Source organism: Actinophytocola sp. (assembly GCF_036402745.1).
GTDB lineage: Bacteria > Actinomycetota > Actinomycetes > Mycobacteriales > Pseudonocardiaceae > Actinophytocola.
This window is the reverse complement of sequence record NZ_DASWSJ010000041.1, coordinates 1-19,278: the sequence shown is the minus strand read 5'-3', so window position 1 is coordinate 19,278 and position 19,278 is coordinate 1. Positions and strand designations below refer to the sequence as shown.

Sequence of the window (19,278 nt, the reverse complement as noted above, 5' to 3'; positions counted from 1 at the left end):
TCCCCCAACCTGGCGCCCGGCCTGTTGACGTTCGGCGATGCGATACTCCAGGCGAACTCCCTGCCACCGGCGTGGCGGGAGCTCGCGATCCTCCGGGTCGGGCACGTCCACGGCGCGGGCTACCAGACGCACCACCACGAGCGGATCGCCCGCAGCGCTGGGCTCGCCGACGCGTCGATCGCGGCTGCCGCAACGGGTTCCGTTGACGGGTTACCGGCCGGGGAGGCGGCGGTCCTCGTCGCCACCGACCGCCTGCTCACGCGTCACACGCTCGGCGGGTCCGAACGGGACGACGCGCTCGTCCACCTTACCGTGAACCAGCTCGGCGACCTCGTGTTCACGGTCGGCTTCTACCAGCTCGTCGCCACCTTCCTCAACACGTTCGACGTGACGACCGACGGCGAACCGGCGCCGTGACACCGTTCAGGACGCGGCGGGCTACGCCGGCTTGGTCGCGATCGCGACGACGTAGTCGAGCAGGTCCAGCTCACCCTTGATCTGGTCGGTGTCGCGCCATTCCTTCGACACCGTCTCCAGCACCTCCGGCGGGAGGTCGGGGTGCGCGGACGGGTCCTGCGCGATGCCGCTCCAGTAGCGATACCACGGCTCCCAGGTGTGCTCGCGGATGGAGGTCACCGTGCCGTCGACGAAGCCCGCCTCGGCGAGGCGCGCGGCGTAGCCCGCGCGGTCGTACCAGTTCTCGTCCGGCACGGCGAACCGGTAGAGGCTGAACCGCGGGGTGCGGAAGCCCTTGCGCGGGGTGCTCGGGTCGAGCGGGATCGTGTCGACCGTGCCGAGCACGCCACCCGGGCGCAGGACCCGGTATGCCTCGCGGAAGAAGTCGGCGCGGGTGTGGAAGTGCAGCGCGGCGTCCAGGGCGACGACCCGGTCGAAGCTCCAGTCGTCGAACGGCAGCTTCGTCGCGGTGCCGACGTGGAAGTGCAGCCGGTCGGTGACCCCCTCCTCGGCCGCGCGCCGCTGTGCGCCCTCGATCTGGCGCGGCGTCACGTCGATCGCGTGGATCTGACGCGGGTTCTTCTCCTCGAGCCACAGGAAGTCCTGGTCGCCGTAGCCGCAGCCGAGGTCGAGGATGTCCTGCCCTACCTCGAATCGCGCGGCGTCGGCGAGCATCGCGGCGACGGCCTCGCCCGCCTGGTCGACGGTCGTCGAATCGTCGGCCCAGTACCCGATGTTGATGTAGCGGGTGGCGCGGTCGGCGAACTGGTGGCGAGGATCGGGCAGCTCGTAGAGCCGACTGATCCGCTGGTCAGGGTTTCGGGTGGTCACGGCGCGCACCGTACGGCCGATCTTCTTCACGCTGCTCAACATGCCCGGCACTCCTTGTCCCGCAGACGGCCACAAGCTGCTGGGCTGACGGTATGGGCGCGACGACTCGCAATTCCCCTAGACGGTCGGCCGGATCTAGGCCTTTTCCGGTTTCCCGCGCGCTCTACTGCACGGACGACCGCCGGTGGTGACGTGCGCCGGCCAGACCCGACCACGGAGCGCCGCATGCGTCCGATGACCCAACCGCCCCGCGCGGAGGAGGAGACGGACGCCGTCTCCCAGTCCGATCAGGCCGGCTCCCCCCGTGCGCTCGCGCCGTTCGCCCGCTGGCCGGTGCTGGCGATCGCCGGGGGCTTCGCCGTTCTCCTGTTCGCCACCATCACCCGGTACGGCTACTTCGGCGACGAGCTGTACTTCCGCGTCGCCGGCTACCACCTCGACTGGAGCTTCCCGGACCAGCCGCCGCTGCTGCCGCTGCTCGCCGGTCTGATGGACCGGCTGTTCCCCGGCTCGCTCGCGGCACTGCGCTTCCCCGCCGTGGTGTGCACGGTCGGCGGCGTCGTGGTCACCGCGCTGCTCGCCAGGGAGCTGGGTGGCGCGCGCCGCGCCCAGCTGGTCGCGGCGACGGCGTTCGTCGCCTCGCCGTTCATGACGCTGTTCGGCCGCTACCTGCTGACCTCCACTGTGGACGTCGTGCTGACCGCGACCATCACCTGGCTACTCGTGCGCTGGGTGCGCACCCGCGACGACCGGGTGCTGCTCGTCGTCGGTCTGGTCGCGGTGGTCGGGTTGCAGGCGAAGATGATGATCGTCATCGTCATCGCCGCGCTGCTCGTCGGGCTGCTGATCTGCGGGCCGAGGGCGCTGCTGACCCGGCGGAAGCTGTGGATCGGCGGCGGGATCGCCCTGCTCACCGCCGTGCCGATGCTGATCTGGCAGGCGACGCACGGCTGGCCGCAGCTGCACATGGGCGACGTCCTGAAGGAAGCGGCCAAGGACAAGATGTTCGGCGCCGGTCCGACCGGGTTCGTCATCGGCCTCGCGGTCTTCTGTGGGTTCGCCGGCTTGGTGCTGCTGGGCTACGGCGTCTGGCGGCTGGCCAAGAACCCCGACCTCCGGTTCTTCCTCGTGACGTTCGTCCTGCTGACGGCGCTGTTCATCGCACTCGACTGGAGCAGCTACTACGTGGCGGCCCTGTTCCCGGTGCTGTGGGCGGCAGGCGCGGTCGGCCTCGACCGCTTCCGGGCCAAGTGGGTCCCGTGGGTGCTGGGGCCCGCGGCCGTGTTCGCGGTGGTCCCCCTGATGGTGCTGTTCATGCCGTTGCAGCCGCTGGAGTCGGTGTCGGACGCGGACAGAAGCTGGCGCTTCGACGTGCAGGCGACGGTCGGCTGGCCGGAGCTGGTGGCCGACATCGCCAAGGTCTACAACGAGCTGCCGGACGGCGAGCGGGCGCGGGCGGTGGTGGTCACCGAGACCTACGAGCCGGCGAGCGCGGTCGACCGCTACGGCGACGGCTACGGCCTGCCGACGGCCTACAGCCCCTACCTCGGCATGTGGTACTTCGCGACGCCGCCGGACAGCGCCGACGTCATGGTGTTCGTCGGCGAGCCGTCCGACCAGCTGCGTGACGCGTTCAGCAGCGCCGAGCGGGTGGGCCGGACGGACAACGACCAGAACGTCGACAACAGCTTCCAGCACCTGTCCATCTGGGTCCTTCGTGGACAGACCGAGCCGTGGTCGCAGCTGTGGCCCGGCCTCCGGGTGCCCTGACCGACCCGTAGCACCGTTCGCTGTCTCCAGAAGATCCTGGTTACAGCACTGAGCGGGGCACGCCATCGACGTGCCCCGCTCGGGGTGTGCTCGTGGGTCAGGCGCTGGACTCGGCCATCGACGCGGTCGCCCGCCGGTCGGACAGCAGTTGCGCGATCGCGGTCGGGGTGGGGAAGTCGAAGGCGATGCTCGCGGGCAGCGGCAGGCCTGTCGTCTCGGCGAGGAGGTTCGCGAGCCGGATCGCCAGCAGCGAGTTGACGCCCTGGGTGCGGAACGGGCCGTCGGGGGTGATGCGATCGGCGTCGCGGCCCAGGATGGTGCCCGCGCACTCGCGGACGAGGGTGAGCGCGTCGTCGTAGCTGGTCGAGGACTGCCAGCCCGCGTCGTCGGCGCGGGGTTCCTCGTGCAGGGACGCCTCCAGGGCGCGCCGGTCGAGCTTGCCCGCCGGTGTGCGCGGCAGCTCGTCGACCACCACGACCTCCAGCGGCATCTTGTACTCGGCCACCCCGCGCTCGCGCAGGAAGCCGGTCACGGCGGGGAGATCGGCCGCGTCGGCGGCGGCCTTGGTCACGACCAGGCACGGGTACTCGCCGAGCCGGGAGTCGGCCTTGGCCACCACGGCGACGGGGTCGAGGCCGGGCAGCCCGGCGAGCAGGGACTGGATCTCGGTGGCGTTGAACTTCTGGCCACCGACGTTGATCAGCTCCGACGAGCGGCCGTGGAAGATCACCACGCCGTCCTCGGTCAGTGCGGCCATGTCGCCGGTGTGCAGCCAGCCGTCGGCGGTGATCGCGGCGACGGTCAGCTCCGGCTCGTTCAGGTAGCCGCGGAACATCCCCGGCCCCTGGTACTCCAGCTCACCGGTGACGCCGGCCGGGCAGGGTTGCCCGTCGGCGTCCACGACCCGGACCCGGGAACCACGCGCCGGGCGCCCGACGGTGCCGGCCACCACCTCGAGCGGGTCGTCGGCGTGGGTGTGCGTGCCGTAGCCGATCTCCGACATCCCCCACACGACCACGACCGAGGCGCCCAGCACGTCGTGCACCTCGGTGGCGAGCGCCTCGGTGAGCACCGCGCCCGCCGTGCGCACCTCGCGGGGCGCGAAACCCTCCGGCCGGCCGCCGCCGCGGACCTTGCCGACCATGTCGTAGAGCTGGGTCGGGACGGCGTAGACGACCACCGGGTCGACCTCGGCGGCCATGGCGAAGCAGCGGTCCACGTCCCACGCGCCGGGCAGTGCCTGCGGCGAGGAGGTCAACAGGGCCGAGTACATCGCCTGCAGGCCGAACAGGTGGGTGAGCGCGCCGGCCACCAGGACCACCCCGGTGCCGAGCGCGTCGCCGCCGGCGTCCACCGCGAGCGTGGCGGTGTTGGACAGCAGCCCGTCGTGGCTGTGCACGCAGATCTTCGGCCGCGCCGAGGTCGTGCCCGACGACGGCAGCAGCACGAACGGCTGGTCCGGCTGGACGTCCACAGGGGACGGTCGCGCACCCGCCCACCGGGACCGCAGCTCGTCGAGCCACACCAGGTCGCCGGCGGACCCGGCGGCGCCGTCGGGTGCACCGGCGATCAGCACGGCCCGCAACGACGGCACCGTCGACTTCAGCGTCGTGCCGCGCAGCGCTCCCCCGTCGGCCTGGGACTCGGGCGGCAGCACGACCGCGGCCGGGTGCACCCGGCCCAGCAGCGCCAGCACCTCGGCGCTGCCGTAGCCGGCGTGCACCGGCATCAGGACCGCGCCCACCAGCGACACCGCGAGGTGCACCGTCTCGAACGCGCCACAGTTCGCCAGCTGCACCGCCACCACGTCACCGGTGCCGATACCCAGCTCCTGCAGACCGCGCGCCACGGCGTCGACGTCGGCGGCCCACTCCGACCACGTCGACGACCCGTCCGCGTCGGTCAGCGCGACCGCAGCGGGCGAGCACTCCACCGCGGCCGCGAACACCGAGGGCAACGTCAGGCCGCGACGCACACCCTCCGGATCGACCGACAACGCCACCAGGAAATCCTCACCACGAACCGGCACAACAAACCCCTCCAGATCCGGAGATGCCCGGCCCTCGCCGGCATCGCGCTAGGGCGGACTGCCGAGGCGACGCTATGCCGTGCGGTACCGGGAAATCCCTCGCTTGCCCGGCACGCGGGTCACAACACTAGGGGTTTGCCGGACCGTCGCCACCTAGCGTGACGGTGAGACAGCCGCCCGCGCCGGCCGGACGAATGCGATGGCCGCGCACCGAGCGCCAGACCGATCACCTGACGGCAAGGAGCCCTTCCATGCGCGTGCGAGACCTCTACCTCAGCGGGATAGGGGTATACCTGCCGGAGGAGATCCAGAGTGCCGGCTCGGCCGTCGCCAAGGGCCTGCTCCCGGCCAACGAGGTGGAGGCGCGGGGCGTCAAGGGGGCGATGGTGGCGGGTGAGATGTCGCCGCCCGAGATGGCGCTGAGCGCCGCGCGGGACGCTCTGAAGAACGGCGGCGTCAGCCCGGACGAGCTGGCCGCCCTGCTGTACACGAGTGTCTGGCACCAGGGTCCCGAAGGCTGGGGCCCCCAGTACTACCTGCAGCATTTCCTGGTCGGCGACGACTTGCTCGCGGTCGAGGTCAAGCACGGCTGCAACGGCACCTTCAGCGGGATCGAGCTGGCTGTCGGCATTCTGCGCGCCGAGCCCGACCGCAGGGCCGCGCTCGTCACCGCGAGCGACAACTTCGGGACACCGCTGTTCCAGCGGTGGGACGCCGGGGCCCAGAACGGCGTCATGGGTGACGGCGCCAGTGCGGTGGTGCTGACGAAGGACAGCGGCTTCGCGCAGCTGCTGTCGATCTGCACGGCCAGCTACTCCAACCTGGAGATCGCGGACCGGGCCGGCGAGCCGCTGTTCCCGCCGGGCATCACCGAGGGCCGGGTGCTGGACTACAAGACGCGCCACGCGGCGTTCGGGAAGCAGATCGTCAACGCCGACATCGGGGCGGAGATGCTCGTCGCTCATGAGCAGCGGAGCAAGGACTGCCTCAACAAGGCGCTGGCCGAGGCCGACGTCACCGCGGCCGACATCAAGCGGGTGATCATCCACAACGTCGCCAAGGGCGACGCCGAGGCCTACCTGGGCGTGCTCGGGTTCCCGCTGGAGCAGTCGACCTGGGAGTTCGGCAGCACCATCGGGCACGTCGGGGCGAGCGACCACATGATCTCGCTGCACCACCTGCTCACCACGGGCCAGCTCAGCCCCGGTGACCACGTCCTGCTCGCCGGCATGTCGCCCGGCGTGACCTACAAGGCAGCGGTCGTGCGGATCGCCGACGTTCCGTCGTGGAGCCGCTCGCTCACGGACTGACGGGCCGGCCATGGGATACGTCGACACGGAGATGCTGCCCACGCAGGCCCACCAACAGCCCGAGTGGACCGACACCGCGGAGGCCATGCGCATCCGCCGGTTCCTCACCACCCAGCCGCCGCTGGTGAGCGTCGAGGACGTGTGCACGCTGCGCGCCCTGCTCGCCAGGATCGCCACGGGCGAGGCGCTCGTGATGCAGGCGGGCGACTGCGCCGAGGATCCCGCCGACTGCGCGGCCGACCAGGTCCTGCGGAAGGCGGCGGTCATCGACCGGTGCGCCGAGACGCTCGGCGCGATCGGCGGGCGGCCGGTGCTGCGGATCGGCCGGATCGCCGGGCAGTTCGCCAAGCCCCGGTCCCGGCCGGTCGAACGGGTCGACGGGCTCGACCTCCCGGTGTACCGGGGACACATGGTCAACGGCCCGACGGCCGACCCGCGCAGCCGGTGCCCGGATCCGCGGCGGATCCTCACCGGTTACCTGGCGGCGAGCCGGATGATGGCCACGCTCGGCTGGCGCGGGCTGACCGCGCGGCCGGGCCTGGACCTCGGCGATCCGGCGGTGTGGACGAGCCACGAGGCACTGCTGCTGGACTACGAGATGCCGATGCTCCGCAGCGACGGCGGCGGGCCGCGCTGGCTGGCCTCCACCCACTTCCCGTGGATCGGTGAGCGGACCCGGCAGCCGGACGGCGCGCACGTCGCGTTGCTGGCCGACGTCGTCAACCCGGTCGGCTGCAAGGTCGGGCCGAGCATGACCCAGGACGAGATCACGACCCTGTGCCAGCGCCTGGACCCGCAGCGCGAGCCCGGCCGGCTCACGCTGATCGCCAGGATGGGCGCCGACGCGGTGGCCGAGCGGCTGCCGGCGCTGGTGCGCCGTGTCCGCGCGGCCGGTCACCCGGTGATCTGGCTCTGCGATCCCATGCACGGCAACACCATCACCACCGCGGACGGCACGAAGACGCGGCTGCTGACCACGATCACCAAGGAGATCCGCGGTTTCCGCCGCGCGGTCACCGACGAGGGCGGCGTGGCGGGCGGGCTGCACGTGGAGCTGGCGCCGGACGACACCACGGAGTGCGTCCTCGACGAGTCCGAGCTCGCCACCGTGGCCGACCGCTACGCCAGCCTGTGCGACCCGCGGCTGAACCCGCACCAGGCCGTCTCGGTGATCGACTCCTGGGCCGACCCGCACTGACCACGAAGGACCCACCACGACGTGACCCCTGCACCGATGGTGCCGGAGTCACGTCGTTCGTGCGGTCAGGCCGGTCAGGCTGTCAGCAGCTCCGGCTTGTCGGACGGCTGCTCGTCCGGGCCCGCGGTCAGCGAGGCCCACACCTCGTTGAGGGACGGGTGTTCCATGGCGACGTCGTGCACCTCGACGTCGTAGGCGGTCAGCCGGCCGACGACCTCGGCGAGGCTGGCGAGCCCGTTCGGCGCGGGTGCGGTGACCACCCGGCCGGTGGCCTTCGCTTCCGGCCCCAGCGCGGCCATGACCGCGCCCTGCTGGTCCGGCCGGGCCTCCGGGAGGGTGACCCGGATGCGTGCCTGCCCGGTCGCCGCGGTGAGCTCGGCGGGGGTGCCGGTCGCCACGATGCCGCCGCCCGCCAGGACGACGATCGTGTCCGCGAGCTGGCTGGCCTCCTCCATGTCCTGCGTGGTGAGCAGGACCGAGGTGCCGCGGGCGGCGCAGTCACGGACGGTCTGCCACGTCGAGGTCCGGCTCACCGGGTCGAGGCCGGTGGACGGCTCGTCCAGGAAGAGCACCTGCGGCTCGGGCAGCAGGCTGACCGCGAGGTCGAGGCGGCGGCGCATGCCGCCGGAGTAGGTCCTGACCAGCCGGTCGGCCGCATCGGTCAGGCCGAACTGGTCGAGCAGTTGCTCGGCCCGCGTGCGGGACCACGCGGCACGCAGCTGGTAGAGCCGGCCGAGGAGTTGCAGGTTCTGCCGCCCGGTGAGCAGCTGGTCCAGGCTCGCGCCCTGCGCGGCGACGCCGATCCGCGCGCGCACCCGCTCCGGCTCGCGGGCCGTGTCGAAGCCCGCCACCACCGCGCGGCCGGAATCCGGCCGGATCAGGGTGGTGAGGATGCGGACCGTGGTGGTCTTGCCCGCGCCGTTGCGGCCGAGCATGCAGACGATGCTGCCCGCCGGCACGCGCAGGCTCACGTCGCGCAGCGCCTGGTGCCCGTCGAACGCTTTGGCCAGACCGTCGGCCTGGATGGCGAAATCGGTCATCGTGTCTCCGGCTCAGCGCGTCGCGCTCGAGAAGCGGCGTACGGACAACGGCACCAGCACGGCGAACAGCAGCACGGTCATCACGACCGTGGTGACGATCGGATGCCGCAGCGTCACGACGTCGGGGACGACGGTGCCGCCGGTGGTGCGGAGCAGCTCCCGGACCGCGGTCACCACGGCGGAGAGGGGGTTCCACTCGGCCACCGTCCGCAGCACCGCCGGCATGGTGGCCGTGTCGACGGTGACGTTGGAGATGAACGCGAGCAGCAACATCGGTCCCATGGTCAACCCGTTCGCCGCGGCCGGGCTGCTGGTGACGAGGCCGATGAGCACACCGGCCCAGCACATGGCGAGGTAGAAGGACAGGATCAGGAGGAACGCCAGGACGATGTCGCCGAGACCGCTCGTCGTGCGCAGCCCCACGGCGAACGCGCAGCCGACCGTCACCGCGAAGCCGGGGAGCCCGACCACCAGGGTGGATGCCATCCTGCCGAGCAGCACGGCGGTGCGGGCGACGGGCATCGTCCGCAACCGGTCCATGATGCCCTCGCGCTGGTCGGCCGCCACCGCGAGCGCCACCGTGCTCGTCGAGAAGAGGGCGCCCTGGGCGAGCATGCCTGACAGCAGGTACGACTTGTAGTCACCGTCCGGCACGGCGATCGAGCTGCCGAAGACGTAGGTGAACAGCACGATGAAGAACACCGGCATGATGACGCTGACGGCGACGGTGTCGAGCTCGTGCCTGGCGCGCAGCGAGTACATCCTGGTGACCGTGGCGGTGTCGCGCAGGCACGACCACAGCCGGGCGCTCGCGGTGCGAGGTTCCCCGAGGACCGTCCTCGTCATGGTGGTCATCAGGTCCGGCCCAGTGTCTTGTCGATGGCCGCGAAGAGGTCGTCGTCGGTGCCGCCGGTCAGATCGATCTCGTCCCCGGACGGCCGCGTGACGTCCAGCTTCCACTGCAGCGCCTTCAGACGTTCCGCGAGACGTCCACGCGTTTCCGGGTCCACTGTGGACTCGGCGACCGCGGCTTCGAGCAGCTCCAGCTCGGCGAACCCGGGTGGCAGGGACTCCCCCGGCCCGGCCGGGTCGAGCCGCGTGCGCAGGTGCCGGGCGAGTACGACGGGACTCGGGTAGTCGAAGATCAACGTCACGGGCAGCCGCAGCCCCGTCTCGGCGCTCAGCCGGTTGCGCAGCTCCACGCCCGTGAGCGAGGTCATCCCTTGGTCCAGGAAACCTCGCTCCACATCGACCGCCGAGGCCGACTGGTGACCGAGCAGGATGGCCAGGTGGGTACTGATCAGGTCCAGCAGGACCGTTTCCTGCTCGGCCGTACGCAGCCCGGTCAGCCGGTCACCCCACGACCTGGCACCGTTGGCCACCTGCCGCAGCGGCGCCCGGACGAGCCCGCGTAGCAGCGGCGGAACCTCGCGTGCACGCAGGTCCAGCCGGGCCGGGACGAGTAGTGGGTGGCCGGCGGAGGATGCCGAGTCCAGCAGGTCGAGCGCCTGCTCGGTCGGCATGGGAGCCAGCCCGTCCCTGGCGAAGCGGGCCAGGTCGGTCGAGTCCAGGCCGCCGGTCAGCTCGCTGCGCTCCGCCCAGAGCCCCCAGGCCAGGGAGACCGCGGGCAGTCCGCTCGCGTGCCGGTAGTGGGCCAGGGCATCCAGGTAGCCGTTCGCCGCGCCGTAGTTGGCCTGCCCGATCGCACCGGCGAGCCCGGCGTAGGAGGAGAACAGCACGAAGGCCGAGAGGTCCAGGTGCCGGGTCAGCTCGTGCAGGTTCCACGCCGCGTCGACCTTGGGCCGCAGCACTTCTGCCAACCGCGTGTCCGACAGGCTCGCCACCAACGCGTCGTCCAGCGTGCCCGCCGCGTGCACCACCGCGGTCAGCGGGTGCTCGGCGGGAATCGCGGCCAGCGCGGCGGCCAGCGCGTCCCGGTCGGCGGCGTCGCAGGCCACAATGGACACTTCCGCACCCAGGCCGGCCAGCTCGTCGCGGAGCGCGGCCGCGCCCGGTGCGTCCGGGCCCCGCCGGCTCATCAGCATCAGCCGGCCGGCGCCGTGCCGGGTCACGAGGTGGCGGGCGACCAGGGTGCCGAGAGTCCCCGTGCCGCCGGTCACTAGCACGGTGCCCGTGCCGGTCCACTGCCGGGTGTCATGGACCTCCGCGCGGACCAGCCGGGGCACGGTGACCTTCCCGTCGCGGATGGCCAGCCGTGGCTCGCCGGCGACCGAGGCGCTCAGCGCCGCGGCCGTGAGCACCGCCTCGGACGACTCGGCGCCGTCGAGGTCGGCGAGCACGATCCGACCGGGATGCTCGGACTGCGCGGAGCCCACCATCCCCCAGACCGCGGCGTCGGCCGGCGCGTCGAGCTTGCCCGGCCCGACGGCGCCGCGAGTCACCAGGACGAGGAGCGAGTCGGCGAAGCGGTCGTCGGACAGCCAGCCCCGCAGGAACACCAGGGTCTCGCGGACCGACTCGTGTGCGGCGGCGGCCGACCGGCGGTCCTCGCGGTGCTGTTCGTCCAGATGGAGGACGACCAGGCCGGGCACCGGGGTGGGCAGCACGTCGACCGATGGCAGGCCCGGCGCCGTCCAGGCCGCGGGTGCCTCGTCGGTGACGCCGGCGAGGTCGGTCCAGTCGACCCGGAACAACGCGTTCGGCCGGGTGGGTGCCGTGGCGGACACGGGTGTCGAGGTCACCGCGCCGATCGTCAGCACCGGGATGCCCGCGTCGTCCACGGCGGTCACCGACCTGGTGCCCGACGTGTCGTCCCCGGCCGTGGTGAGCCGGACGCGCAGCCGGGTGGCGCCCGTGGCGGACACCGAGACGTCGCGCCAGGCCGACGGTAGTCCGGGCTCGTCGAGGACAGTGGCCAGCGCGAGAACTTCCTGCAACAACGCGGGATGCACGAGGAACCCGGCGCCGTCCGGCACGGCCACCTCGGCGAACGACTCGCCACCGCGGCGCCACATGGCCTGGACCGTGCGGAACTCGGGCCCGGGGTCGTACCCGCCGTCGAGGAGGGTCTCGCGCAGCTCGTCGAGATCGACGAGGTCGGCGTCGGCAGGCGGCCAAGGCACCGCACCGCCCGGGGTGCCTGACACACCAAGGGTTCCGGTGGCGTTGCGGGTCCACGGCGCGCCGGAGTCGGTGCGGGAGTGGATGGTCACCGGGCGTGCGCCGCGATCGCCGTCGTCGTCCGCCGCGCCGACCGACACCTGGATCTCCGCGGTCGCCGTGTCCGGCAGGATCAGCGGCACTTCCTGGGTGAGGTCGGTGACGACCGGGCAGCCGGTCTCCTCACCCGCGCGCAGCGCCCAGTCGAGCAGCACGGTGGCCGGGACGGCCACGGAGCCCCGCACGGTGTGCTCGGCCAGCCACGGCTGCGTGCGCACTCCGAGGGCACCGGTCAGCACGGCACCGCCGTCGCCCGCCAGGCGCAGCGTGGTGTGCAGTCCAGCCGGGCGGGCCTGCTCCGAGGCCGGCTCCAGCCAGTACCGCCGGCGTTGGAAGGCATAGGTGGGCAGCGGCGCGGGCCGGCCGCCGGCCACGTCGTCGCTCCAGTCGACGGGCAGGCCGTGGACGTGGGCCTCGGCCAGCGACGTGAGCACCCGCTCCGGCCCGTCCTCTCCTGCGCGCAGGGTGGTGAGGACCACGGCGTCGGCGCGGGCGTCCGCGATGGTGTCCTCGATGCCCATGGTCAGCACCGGGTGCGGGCTGCACTCGAGGAAGGTGTCGTAGCGCTGTGCCAGCAGGGCGCGCGTCGACTCCTCGAACCGAACCGGCTGGCGGAGGTTCCGGTACCAGTAGTCCGCGTCCAGGTCGGCCGTGGCGATCCAGTCGCCGGTCACGGTGGAGAAGAACGGGATCCGGCTCTCGGCCGGGGTGATCCCGGCGAGCAGCATCGCCAGCTCGTCCTCCAGCTGATCGACGTGCGCCGAGTGGGCGGCGAAGTCCACGCCGGGCACCCACAGCCGCATGATCCGGGCCGCGGACAGCCGGCGTTCCAGGACGGCCAGGGCGTCCGGATCGCCCGACACCGTGACGGTTCCCGGGCCGTTCACCGCACCGATCGAGACCTGATCCTCCACATCGGACAGCAAGGCGGCGACGTCGGACTCGGACGCCATCACCGACAGCATCGCGCCCTTGCCCGCCAGCCGTTCCCGGATCAACCGGCTGCGCAGCGCCACGATCCGGGCTCCGTCGTGCAGTGAGAGGGCGCCCGCCACACACGCGGCCGCGATCTCGCCCTGGGAGTGGCCGAGCACCGCGGCGGGCACCAGGCCGCGGGCGGACCACATGCGTGCCAGCGAGACCATCATGGCGAACAACGTCGGCTGGACGACGTCCACCCGGTCCAGCGGTGGCGCCTCCGCACTCCCGCCGAGCACGTCGAACAGCGACCAGTCCACGTAGTCCGCCAGCGCGGCCGCGCATTCGGCCATGCCCTCGGCGAACGCGGGGCTGTTCCGCAGGAGTCGCCGGCCCATGCCGGGCCACTGCGTGCCCTGGCCGGGAAAGACCAGTACGACCTTGCGGTCCCGGCGTGCCGAGGAACGGCCCTGGACCACCCCGGCCGCCGGCGTGCCGTCCGCCAGTGCCGCGAGCCCGGCCAGCAGGTCCTCCCCCGTGCCGACGATCACCGCCCGCCGTTCCAGCGTCGATCGCTGGGTGGCGAGGGAGAAGGCCGTGTCGTGGGGCGGCTGGGTGGGGTGCTCGCCCAGGTGCGCGAGCAGTGCCCGGGCCTGCCCCCGCAGCCCCTGCTCGGAGCGCGCGGCAAGGACCCACGGCAGAACCCGATCGTCGGCCGGGCCGGTCTCCTCAGCCGGCGCGGGGTCGGTGTCGTCGTCCGGTGCTTGCTCGAGGACGACGTGGGCGTTGGTGCCGCTGATGCCGAACGAGGACACCGAGGCACGGCGTGGACGTCCGGTCCGCGGCCAGGGCGTGGCCTCGCTGAGCAGCCGGACCGCACCGGCCGACCAGTCGACGTGTGGGGTGGGCGCGTCGAGGTGCAGGCTGGCAGGCAGCATCCCGTGTCGCATGGCCAGCACCATCTTCATCACCCCGGCGACGCCGGCCGCGGCCTGGGTGTGGCCGAGGTTGGACTTGACGGAGCCCAGCCACACCGGATTCTCCGCGGGCCGATCCTGGCCGTAGGTGGCGAGCACCGCCTGGGCCTCGATGGGATCTCCCAGCCTGGTGCCGGTGCCGTGCGCCTCGACCGCGTCTATGTCCGAAGTGGACAGACCGGAGACGGCCAGCGCCTGGCGGATCACCCGCTGCTGGGCCGGCCCGTTCGGCGCCGTCAGGCCGTTGGAGGCGCCGTCGGAGTTGACCGCGGCGCCGCGCACGACCGCGAGCACGGGGTGGCCGTGCCGCCGGGCGTCGGACAGCCGTTCGACCAGCAGCAGGCCGGCACCTTCCGAGAACCCGGCCCCGTCCGCCGCCGCGGAGAACGGCTTGCACCGCCCGTCGCCCGCGAGTCCGCGCTGCCGGGCCATGTCCACGAACAGCACCGGGGACGCCATGGTGGTCACCCCGCCGACCAGAGCCAGCGTGCACTCCCCCGACCGCAGCGACTGGGCGGCCATGTGCAGCGCCACCAGCGATGACGAGCAGGCGGTGTCCACGGTCACCGCCGGGCCTTCCAGCCCCAGGGTGTAGGCCACCCGCCCGGACACGAGGCTCGTGGCGTTCCCGTTGATGACGTAGGGCGCGAACTCCTCGGCGCTGTCGTCCGCCCGGACCGCGTAGTCGTTCTGCGACAGGCCCGCGAACACGCCGGTCCGGCTGCCGCGCACGGACTGTGGGTCGATCCCCGCCTGCTCGAACGCCTCCCACGCGGTTTCCAGCAACAGCCGCTGCTGGGGGTCCATGGCCGTGGCCTCGTGCGGGCCGATCCCGAAGAACCCGGCGTCGAACTCGGCCATGTCGTACAGAAACCCGCCCTCGCGGGTGCGGGAGACGCCAGGGTCGGCCGGGAGCCGGTCGTACAGGCCGTCGAGGTCCCAGCCGCGATCGGCGGGGAACCCGGACACGGCGTCGGTTCCCGAGGCCAGCAGCCGCCACAGCTCCTCCGGCGACCGGACCCCGCCGGGGAACCGGCACGCCATGCCGACGATCGCGATCGGCTCGTCGACCAGGGACGGCGCCACGGACACCGCGGCCGGCTCGGCGGTCTCCCCGGCCAGCTCGGCGGCGAGGTGCGCCGCCACGTGCGCCGGGGTCGGGTGGTCGAAGACCAGCGTGGCGGACAGCCGCAGGCCGGTGGCCGAGTTCAGCCGGTTGCGCAGGTCGACGGCGGTGAGCGAGTCGAAACCCAGCTCGCGGAAGGCGCGGTCGGGGTCGACCGGGCCCGCGCCGTTCAGCCCGAGCACGGCCGCGGCGTTGACGCAGATGAAATCGAGCAGCAGCGCCGTGCGCTCGGCGGCGGGCAGGCCGGGGAGCCGGTCCCGCAACGTCGGCGCGCCGCCGGCCCGGGCCGCCTCGACCACCCGACGGGCGGGTCCGCGGTGCAGGGCCCGCAGCAGTGGCGGGATCTCGCCGGGGTCGCGATGGCGCAGCAGCGCGGTGTCCAGCCGGACGGGTACGACTCGGTCCACCCGCGCCGCGAGGGCGGCGTCGAACAGCGCCAGTCCATCCTCGGTGGACAGTGCGAGCACGCCGGATCGCCGTGCCCTGGCGACGTAGGCGTCGTCGAGGTGACCGGTCAGGGCGCTGGTCCGGGCCCAGAGTCCCCACGCGAGCGAGACCGCGGGCAGGCCCCGCATCCGGCGGTGCCGGGCCAAGCCGTCCAGGAAGGTGTTGGCCGCGGCGTATCCAGCCTGGCCGGGGCTGCCGATCACGCCCGCCGTCGCCGAGAACAGGACGAAGTCCGCGAGATCCAGGTCCCGGGTCAGCTCGTGCAGATGCCAGGCGGCGTCCGCCTTCGGGCGCAGCACCGTGCGCAGCCGGTCGGGGGTGAGGGACTCCAGCAGGCCGTCGTCGAGGGCGCCGGCCGAGTGCACCACGGCGGTCAGCGGGTGGCGTTGCGGCACGGCCGCGATCAGCGCGGCCAGGGCGTCGCGGTCGCCGACGTCGCAGGCGGTGACGGTCACCCGGGCACCGAGCGCGGTCAGCTCCTCGTGCAGCTGCCCGGCCCCCGGCGCGTCCGGTCCGCCGCGGCTGGCCAGCAGCAGGTGCCGGACGCCGTGCTCGACGACCAGGTGCCGGGCCAGCAGACCGCCGAGCCCACCGGTGCCGCCGGTGATCAGGACAGTGCCGTCGGGGTTCCAGCGCCGGGGCATGGTGAGCACGACGTTTCCGCCCGACCGCAGCGCTTCCCGGGCGTGCCGCACGTCCCAGGCGCGGACCGGCGACGGCGCTCCGGCGGCCTGTGCGTAGGACCGGCCGGCCGGGATCCGCTCCAGCAGCCCGGCGTCCGCGACGGCCACCGGGCCGATGGCGTCCGGCACCGGTCCCGCCACTCGGTCCCCAGCGGACAGCCCGGTCACCCCGGGGGCCGTCTCGACGACCACGCCGGCGATTCCGGTACCGGGGACGGCGGCCGCGCGGACCTCGAGGCGGAGCTGCCCGTCGGCCAACGGCTTCGCCGCCTCCGGATACGGCACCACCGCGACGGTCCCGACGGTGTCGTTGTCCGCGGTGTCGTTGTCCGCGGTGTTGTTGTTGACGGCCAGCCGCCAGGGCTCGGGTCCGTCGGGTAGGGCCAGGTCGTCGTCCATGGAGAGGCGTACGAGTCGTGGCGCGTAGGTCTTTCCGTGGCGCAGCGCCAGTTGCGGCTCACCGGAATGGACGGCGTCGGGCAGCGCACGCCAGGAGTCCGGGTGCGTGTCGACGTCGGCCAGCACGATCCGGCCCGGGTGCTCGGACTGGGCCGAGCGGACCAGGCCCCAGACGGCGGCACCGGACAGGTCCGCCACGTCCTCGCCGGAGTCCACGGCCATCGCCGCGTTGGTGAGAACGACGAACTGGACGCCGTCGAGCCGGTCGTCGGCGAGTCCGGCCCGCAACCGAACCAGGACGTCGGACACGGCCTCCTCCACGGAGGCACCGCTGACCGGCACGACGTGCACTCCGGACACCGGAGCGTCGGGCAGCGGCCGTTCGTCGGTACCGGCCTCGACCAGGGCGGTGGCCGCCGGCCCGGGCCCGTCACCGGAGACCCACCACGCGGCGGGATCGCCGGACGCGGTCGTCGGCACCTCGGTCCAGTCCACTTGGAACAGCCAGTCCCGGGCAGCGGGCCGGATCATGCCGGCCGTCACGGGCCGCAGCGCCACCGACCCGATCGACGCCACCGGACCGCCCGACTGGTCGGTCAGCTCGATCGCCACGGTGTCGGACCCGTCGGTGACCAGCCGGACCCGCAGCGCGGCGGCGCCCGCCGCGTGCAGGGTGACGTCCTGCCAGGAGAACGGCACCTCCGGGGAGGGGTCCATGCCTTCCCGCAGCGACGTGACCTGCAGCGCCGCGTCGAGCAGCGCCGGATGCAGGCCGAACCGGGCCGCCGCGGCGCTCTCCTCGTCCGGCAGGGCCACCTCGGCGAACACTTCCCCGTCCCGCAGCCAGGCCGCCCGGACGCACCGGAACACGGGCCCGAACTCGTAGCCGCGGTCACGCAGCGCGGCGTAGAAGCCGGCCACGTCCACCGGCCGCGCACCGGCGGGGGGCCACTCGGCCGGCGAGAGGGTCGCGGGGGTCGCGGCGACGGGTGGCGCCAGTGTGCCGCTCGCGAGCCGAGTCCAGCCGCCACCGTCGTCGTCGCCTGTCTGGCGCGCGTGGACGGTCACCGGCCGGTGGCCCGATTCCTCCGGGCCGCCGACCGCGATCTGGACGTGGGCGTCGCCGTGGCGGGGCAGGACCAGGGGCGCGTGCATGGTGAGGTCGGCGATGGCGCCGCAGCCCACCTCGTCGCCCACCCTGATCACGGCCTCCACCAGCGCCGCGCCCGGCACCAGGAGGGCGCCCGACATGGCATGGTCGGCCAGCCAGGGCTGCGTGCGCACTGACCAGCGGGCGGTGGCCACCACGCCGTCACCGGTCGCCAGTTCGACCGCCGCGCCGAGGAGGGGGTGGCCCGGCGCGCCCAGGCCCGCCGCGGAGACGTCGCCGGTGGGCTGTGCCGCGTCGGGCCAGAGGCGTTCGTGTTGGAAGGGGTAGGTGGGCAGGTCGACGGTGCGGCCGGTGGTGTGTGCGGTCCAGTCGACCGGAACGCCGTGCGCCCAGGCGTGCGCGAGGGAAGCCAGGAACCTGTCCAGGCCGCCGTCGTCGCGGCGGAGGGTGGGGGTGACGACGGCTGCGGTGTCGGCGTCGTCGATGGTGTCCTGCAGTCCGGTGGTGAGGACGGGGTGCGGGCTGATCTCGATGAACGACCGGTGGTCGGCCGTGAGCAACGCCCGGCTTGCCTGTTCGAAGTGGACGGTGTGGCGCAGGTTGTCGCACCAGTACCCGGCGTCCATGGTGGTGGTGTCGTGCAGGCCGCCGGTGACGGTGGAGTAGAGCGGGATGCCGGCCGGCCGCGGGGCGATCGGGGCGAGCACCGTGAGCAGTTCGTCCCGGAGCTGGTCGACCTGAGCCGAGTGGGAGGCGTAGTCCACGGGGATCCTCTTCGCCCAGACCCCGTCCTGTTCGCAGCGGGCCAGCAGTTCCTCCAGTGCCTCGGGCTCGCCGGAGACCACCACCGAGGCCGGTCCGTTGACGGCGGCCAGGGAGACCCGCGCACCGAAGGCGGCCAACCGTTCCTTCGCGGCCTGCGCGGTGAGCGCGACCGACATCATGCCGCCCGCTCCGGCCAGCCGGGCCGCGATCGCGCGGGACCGCAGTGCCACGATCCGCGCGGCGTCGGCCAGCGACAACGCCCCGGCCACGCACGCCGCCGCGATCTCGCCCTGGGAATGCCCGACCACCGCCGAGGGTTCGACCCCGGACGCCTGCCACAGGGCGGCCAGGGACACCATCACCGCCCACGACACCGGCTGAACCACGTCCACCCGGTCCAGCGACGGCGCACCGGGCACCTGCCGCAGCACGTCCACCAGCGACCAGTCCACATAGGACTCCACAGCCGCCGCGCACTCGGTCAACCGCCGCGCGAACACCGGCGACGAGTCCAGCAACTCCACACCCATCCCGGCCCACTGCGCACCCTGACCAGGGAACACGAAAACCGTCCCGCCGCCACCGACCGGCCGGCCCCGCACCACCCCCGGCGTGAGTTCCTCGTCGGGGCGCGCCAACGCGTCCAGCCCGGACAACAACCCGTCCCGGTCCCCCGCCAGCACCACCGCACGATGCTCCATGGCCGACCGCGTCGTGGCCAACGAGTACGCCACGTCCACCACGTCCAGGTCGCCGGCGGTCACCCGGTCGGCCAGCCGCCCGGCCTGGGCCCGCAACGCTTCGGGATCCCGCGCCGACACCATCCACGGCACCACCGTCATCGGCGCCGGCCCGGCGGGCTCGGTGGGCTCGGCGGGTTCGTCACTGGGCTCGGGCGCCTGCTCCAGCACCAGGTGTGCGTTCGTCCCGCTCACCCCGAACGACGACACGCCCGCGCGGCGCGGACGATCCACCTCCGGCCACGGGACCGCGTCGGTGGCCAGCTCGATCGCACCGGCCGACCAGTCCACCCGCGAC

At 73.1% G+C, this 19,278-nt stretch carries 9 protein-coding genes; 4 read left to right on the top strand and 5 right to left on the bottom strand.

The window, feature by feature from the left end; translation table 11 throughout:
• On the top strand, positions 1 to 417 hold a 417-nt coding region (locus VGD70_RS04200; RefSeq protein ID WP_331078286.1), incomplete at its 5' end, for a carboxymuconolactone decarboxylase family protein.
• A gap of 21 nt (positions 418 to 438) precedes the next feature.
• Here the strand turns inward: VGD70_RS04200 and VGD70_RS04195 are convergent.
• A complete protein-coding gene (locus tag VGD70_RS04195; RefSeq protein ID WP_331078285.1) occupies positions 439 to 1,329 on the bottom strand; it encodes a class I SAM-dependent methyltransferase in 891 nt (296 codons plus the stop codon).
• Positions 1,330 to 1,512: 183 nt separating this feature from the next.
• Here VGD70_RS04195 and VGD70_RS04190 point away from each other — a divergent pair, with 183 nt between their 5' ends.
• A complete protein-coding gene (locus tag VGD70_RS04190; protein ID WP_331078283.1) occupies positions 1,513 to 3,057 on the top strand; it encodes an ArnT family glycosyltransferase in 1,545 nt (514 codons plus the stop codon).
• A gap of 97 nt (positions 3,058 to 3,154) precedes the next feature.
• Here the strand turns inward: VGD70_RS04190 and VGD70_RS04185 are convergent, their stop codons facing one another.
• The gene (locus tag VGD70_RS04185) at positions 3,155 to 5,059 is read right to left on the bottom strand and encodes an AMP-binding protein (RefSeq protein ID WP_331078281.1); all 1,905 of its coding nucleotides are present in this window, start codon (positions 5,057 to 5,059) and stop codon (positions 3,155 to 3,157) included.
• Between the two features lie 278 nt (positions 5,060 to 5,337).
• Between VGD70_RS04185 and VGD70_RS04180 the strand changes: the two genes are divergently transcribed.
• Positions 5,338 to 6,396, top strand: a complete 1,059-nt coding sequence (locus tag VGD70_RS04180; RefSeq protein WP_331078279.1) for a ketoacyl-ACP synthase III family protein — start codon at positions 5,338 to 5,340, stop codon at positions 6,394 to 6,396.
• Between the two features lie 10 nt (positions 6,397 to 6,406).
• Positions 6,407 to 7,594 (top strand): 3-deoxy-7-phosphoheptulonate synthase, encoded by a 1,188-nt coding sequence (locus VGD70_RS04175; RefSeq protein WP_331078277.1) that lies wholly within the window; start codon positions 6,407 to 6,409, stop codon positions 7,592 to 7,594.
• Positions 7,595 to 7,668: 74 nt separating this feature from the next.
• On the opposite strand, the gene VGD70_RS04170 is transcribed toward VGD70_RS04175, so the two are convergent.
• The 3 genes from VGD70_RS04170 to VGD70_RS04160 all read right to left on the bottom strand — a co-directional run.
• A complete protein-coding gene (locus tag VGD70_RS04170) occupies positions 7,669 to 8,634 on the bottom strand; it encodes an ABC transporter ATP-binding protein (RefSeq protein ID WP_331078275.1) in 966 nt (321 codons plus the stop codon).
• Between the two features lie 12 nt (positions 8,635 to 8,646).
• Positions 8,647 to 9,480 carry an ABC transporter permease gene (locus VGD70_RS04165; RefSeq protein ID WP_331078273.1) on the bottom strand — a complete coding sequence of 278 codons (834 nt, stop codon included), beginning with the start codon at positions 9,478 to 9,480 and terminating at the stop codon, positions 8,647 to 8,649.
• Between the two features lie 8 nt (positions 9,481 to 9,488).
• On the bottom strand, positions 9,489 to 19,278 hold a 9,790-nt coding region (locus tag VGD70_RS04160), incomplete at its 5' end, for an SDR family NAD(P)-dependent oxidoreductase (protein ID WP_414637887.1).